Raw genomic sequence first — 3,999 nt, 5'->3', positions numbered from 1 at the left:
GACCGCTAACGGGGAGTCGCAGGATCGGGACGTCGGAGACACCGCGACGAGAAAGACGGCACCGGCCGGGGGCGATGCCCGGTCGATGCCGCGGGCGCCGCGGGGACCGGATCCCGCGCGTTACTTGGCCGACACCTGGGTTCCCGCGGCGTCCCGCGTCCCGCGTGTTGTCACTCTTGGGCCATGCCCCCGGCGCCGAAAGGCGGGTGGGGACGATGACGCATGTCCGGGGAGCCGCCGGATGGGGCCGCGTCCGGGCTTCACCGGGCGGGCCTTGCCGAGGGGGCCTTGCCGAGCGGGCCTGCAACGGTTGCGTCCCGGCCGCTGCCGCGCGACAACGCGGGCAGCTTTTCGCGATGATCCGGAACACCACAGACGTGACGTCCAACGCCCCGGCGCAGCCCAAAAAGACCTTCGGCCTCTCGACCGCGATCTCCTACCCCAACGGCGCGCCCCATATCGGCCACGCCTACGAGGTGATCGCCGCCGACGCGATCGCGCGCTTCCACCGGCTCGACGGCTACGACGTGCTGTTCTCCACCGGCACCGACGAGCACGGGCTGAAGATCCAGCAGGCCGCGACCCGGGCCGGCACCACGCCGCGCGCCTTCGTCGACGGCACGGCCGCCCGGTTCCAGGCCATGGCCGACCGGATGGACTGCGCCTACGACCGCTTCATCCGCACCACCGAGCCGGGCCATTACGAAGCCGCCCAGGCCATCTGGCGGCGGATGGAGGCCAACGGCGACATCTACCTCGACAAATATGCCGGCTGGTACTCGGTCCGCGACGAGGCCTATTACGACGAGGCCGAGACAAGGCTCCTGGAGGACGGCAGCCGCCGCAGCCTCGCCACCGACACGCCGGTCGTGTGGATGGAGGAGGAGAATTTCCTGTTCCGGCTCTCGGCCTACCAGGACCGGCTGCTCAAGCTCTACGCGGACCAGCCGGACTTCATCGGGCCGGAAACCCGGAAAAACGAGGTGGCGAGCTTCGTGCGCTCCGGTCTCAAGGACCTCTCGGTCAGCCGCACCAATTTCGACTGGGGCGTGCCGGTGCCGGGGCATCCGAACCACGTCATGTACGTCTGGGTCGACGCGCTGACCAATTACCTGACCGTCACCGGCTTCCCCGACGCGGAGAACCCCCAAAAAACATTCTGGCCGATGGATCTGCACATCATCGGCAAGGACATCGTCCGGTTCCACGCGGTCTACTGGCCGGCCTTCCTGATGTCGGCCGGGCTGCCCCTGCCCAAGCGCGTCTTCGGCCACGGCTTCCTGCTCTCCAAGGGCGAGAAGATGTCGAAGTCGCTCGGCAACGTCCTCGACCCGTTCGAACTCGCCGACACCTACGGGGTCGATCCGGTGCGCTACTTCGTGCTGCGCGAGGTGCCGTTCGGCGGCGACGGCAGCTACAGCCACGAGGCGATCATCGGCCGGATCAACGCCGACCTCGCCAACGACCTCGGCAACCTCGCCCAGCGTTCGCTCTCGATGGTGGCCAAGAATTGCGACGGCGCGGTGCCCGATCCCGGCGCCCTGGACGCGGCCGATCAAGCCCTGCTGGCCCAGGTCGACGCCCTGCCGGAGCGGGCCCGCGCCCTGATGGACGATCTGGCGCTGCACAGCGTCCTCGCCGAGATCTGGGCCGTGGTGGCCGAGGCCAACCGCTACTTCGCGGCCCAGGAGCCGTGGAAGCTGCGCAAGTCCGATCCGGCCCGGATGAACGCGGTGCTGTACACGACCCTGGAGGCGTTGCGCGTCTTCGGGATCGTGACCCAGCCCTTCGTGCCGGGGGCGGCGGCCAAACTCCTCGACCTCCTGGCGGTGCCGGCCGACCGGCGCCAGCTCGTCGATGTGGGGGAGGGGGGGCGGCTGATGCCCGGCACGGCGCTTCCGGCCCCCGCGCCGATCTTCCCGCGCTTCGAGCGCCCCGAAACTCCGGCCGCCTGACGGCCCGAAGTCCCAACCCAAAGACCCGATGCTCATCGACAGCCACTGCCATCTCGACTTCCCGGATTTCGCCGCCGACCTGCCGGGCGTGATCGCCCGTGCCAAGGCCGCGGGCGTGACCGGCATGCTCACCATCTCCACCCGGGTCGCCCGGGCCGACACCTACCGGGCGATCGCCGAAGCCCATCCGGAAGTCTGGCACACGATCGGCACCCATCCGGACGGCGCCGCCGAGGAGCCGGATGTCCCCGCCGAGACGATCGCGGCGCTCGCCAAGAGCAGTCCGCGCTGCGTCGGGATCGGCGAGGCGGGTCTCGACTACCACTATCCCGATGCCGCCCCCGAGGCGGTGCAGGAGCGGGTGCTGCGCGCCCATATCGAGGCCTGCCGCCAGACCGGCCTGCCGCTGGTGATCCACGCCCGGGATGCCGACGACCATATGGAGCGGGTGCTCACCGACGAGATGGGCCAAAGCCCGTTCCGGGCGGTGCTGCACTGCTTCTCGTCCGGCCCCCGGCTGGCGGAGGCCGGGGTCGAGTTGGGATTGTTTGTGTCGTTCTCCGGCATCGTCACCTTCCGGCGCTCGCACGCCCTGCGCGACATCGCCCGGGCCGTGCCCCTCGACCGGCTCCTGGTGGAGACCGACGCGCCGTTCCTCGCCCCCGAGCCCCATCGCGGGCGGACCAACGAGCCGGCCTACACGGCCGACACCGCCCGGTCGCTGGCCGAGACCCTGGGGCTCGCCCCGGAGGAGCTGGCCCATATCACCGCGGCGAACTTTTTTGCATTGTTCGACAGGGCCGCCGGATCGCCTCCGGGCGCCGCGTGACGGGTTAGGAGCGGGAGATCCGGATGGCCAGCCTGACCCTGCGCATCCTCGGCTGCGGCTCGTCGGGCGGCGTCCCGCGGGTCGGCAGCGGCTGGGGCGCCTGCAACCCGGAGGATCCGCGCAACCGCCGGCGGCGCTGCTCGATCCTGGTCGAGCGCGTGTCGGAGACCGGGCGGACCACGCTGCTCGTCGACACCTCGCCCGACCTGCGCGAGCAGCTCATCGACGCCGAGGTCAAGCGCCTGGACGCGGTGCTCTACACCCACGCCCATGCCGACCACACCCACGGGATCGACGACCTGCGCCCGCTGGTGATCGCCATGCGGGGGCGCATCCCGGTCTACGCCGATGCCCTGACCCGGTCGCTGCTCACCACCCGGTTCGGCTACTGCTTCGAGACGCCCCCCGGGAGCGCCTATCCGCCGATCCTCGACCTGCGCGACCTCGTGGCCGACCGCGACCTGACCCTGGAGGGGGAGGGGGGCTTGATCACCGTGCAATCGCTCCCTGTGGAGCACGGCAACGAGGCCGCCCTGGGCTTCCGCTTCGGCCAAGCGGCCTACATGCCCGACGTCAGCCTGATTCCGGAGGCGAGCCTCGCCCGGCTCCACGGGCTCGACCTGCTGGTCATCGATGCCCTGCGGGACACGCCACACCCGACACACTTCTCCGTCTCGGACGCCCTGGCGCTGATCGACGAGGTCAAGCCGCGGCGGGCGGTGCTGACCAACCTGCACACCGATCTCGATTACGCGGCCCTGGCGGCGCGCCTGCCGGACGGCATCGTTCCCGCCTATGACGGCATGACCCTCAGCCTCGACGCCTGACGGGGATAGGCCGGGGGGGGGCGAATCGGGCGTCACACGCCCGTCGTCGCCAGAGTCCAAGAAAATCGACCTCCCGGCCAACAAGGCTGTTGACGGCCCGGATTGGTGGATCTATACCCCGGTTCATCGGCGCCGGCCGCGGAAGTGGCCCGGGCGCTGAAGCATCTTCTGACAAGTGGCGGGTTTGGCCGGCTGAGTAGCCGGGCGGCCTTCTGTTTGCCTCTGATGGCCTGGGTGACTGGGCGGCTCTTTGACAAGTTGGAATTGAGGAAGGGAGACGCGGGCGGCGTTTGTCCTTGCGGCTAGGTCTTAGTGGCCTGGCGTGAGAGACTTGTGCTGATCTGTTGTTCTTCTTTCTGAGCTCACCGACGGGTATTTGGCGCTGTGA

Annotated in this window: 3 protein-coding genes; all 3 read left to right on the top strand. The window is 69.7% G+C overall.

Annotated elements, in window-relative coordinates; genetic code table 11:
* Nucleotides 1-377 precede the first annotated feature (377 nt).
* From metG to MKK84_RS00615, 3 genes are read left to right on the top strand one after another with little or no spacing between them, the layout of a single operon-like run.
* Entirely contained in the window at nucleotides 378-1,955 is a 1,578-nt protein-coding gene (metG, locus tag MKK84_RS00625; RefSeq protein WP_243916105.1) for a methionine--tRNA ligase, read from the top strand.
* Between the two features lie 28 nt (nucleotides 1,956-1,983).
* Nucleotides 1,984-2,784 carry a TatD family hydrolase gene (locus MKK84_RS00620; RefSeq protein WP_243916104.1) on the top strand — a complete coding sequence of 267 codons (801 nt, stop codon included), beginning with the start codon at nucleotides 1,984-1,986 and terminating at the stop codon, nucleotides 2,782-2,784.
* 23 nt (nucleotides 2,785-2,807) lie between these two features.
* Nucleotides 2,808-3,611 carry an MBL fold metallo-hydrolase gene (locus MKK84_RS00615; protein WP_243916103.1) on the top strand — a complete coding sequence of 268 codons (804 nt, stop codon included), beginning with the start codon at nucleotides 2,808-2,810 and terminating at the stop codon, nucleotides 3,609-3,611.
* Nucleotides 3,612-3,999: the final 388 nt, after the last annotated feature.

It is taken from the genome of Methylobacterium sp. E-065 (assembly GCF_022829605.1).
Classification (GTDB): domain Bacteria; phylum Pseudomonadota; class Alphaproteobacteria; order Rhizobiales; family Beijerinckiaceae; genus Methylobacterium.
This window is presented reverse-complemented; position numbering and strand designations above follow the sequence as displayed.

Coding starts and splice junctions, on each gene's coding strand:
- MKK84_RS00615 (WP_243916103.1), top strand. CDS start 2,808: ATGGCCAGCCTGACCCTGCGCATCCTCGGCTGCGGCTCGTCGGGCGGC.
- MKK84_RS00620 (WP_243916104.1), top strand. CDS start 1,984: ATGCTCATCGACAGCCACTGCCATCTCGACTTCCCGGATTTCGCCGCC.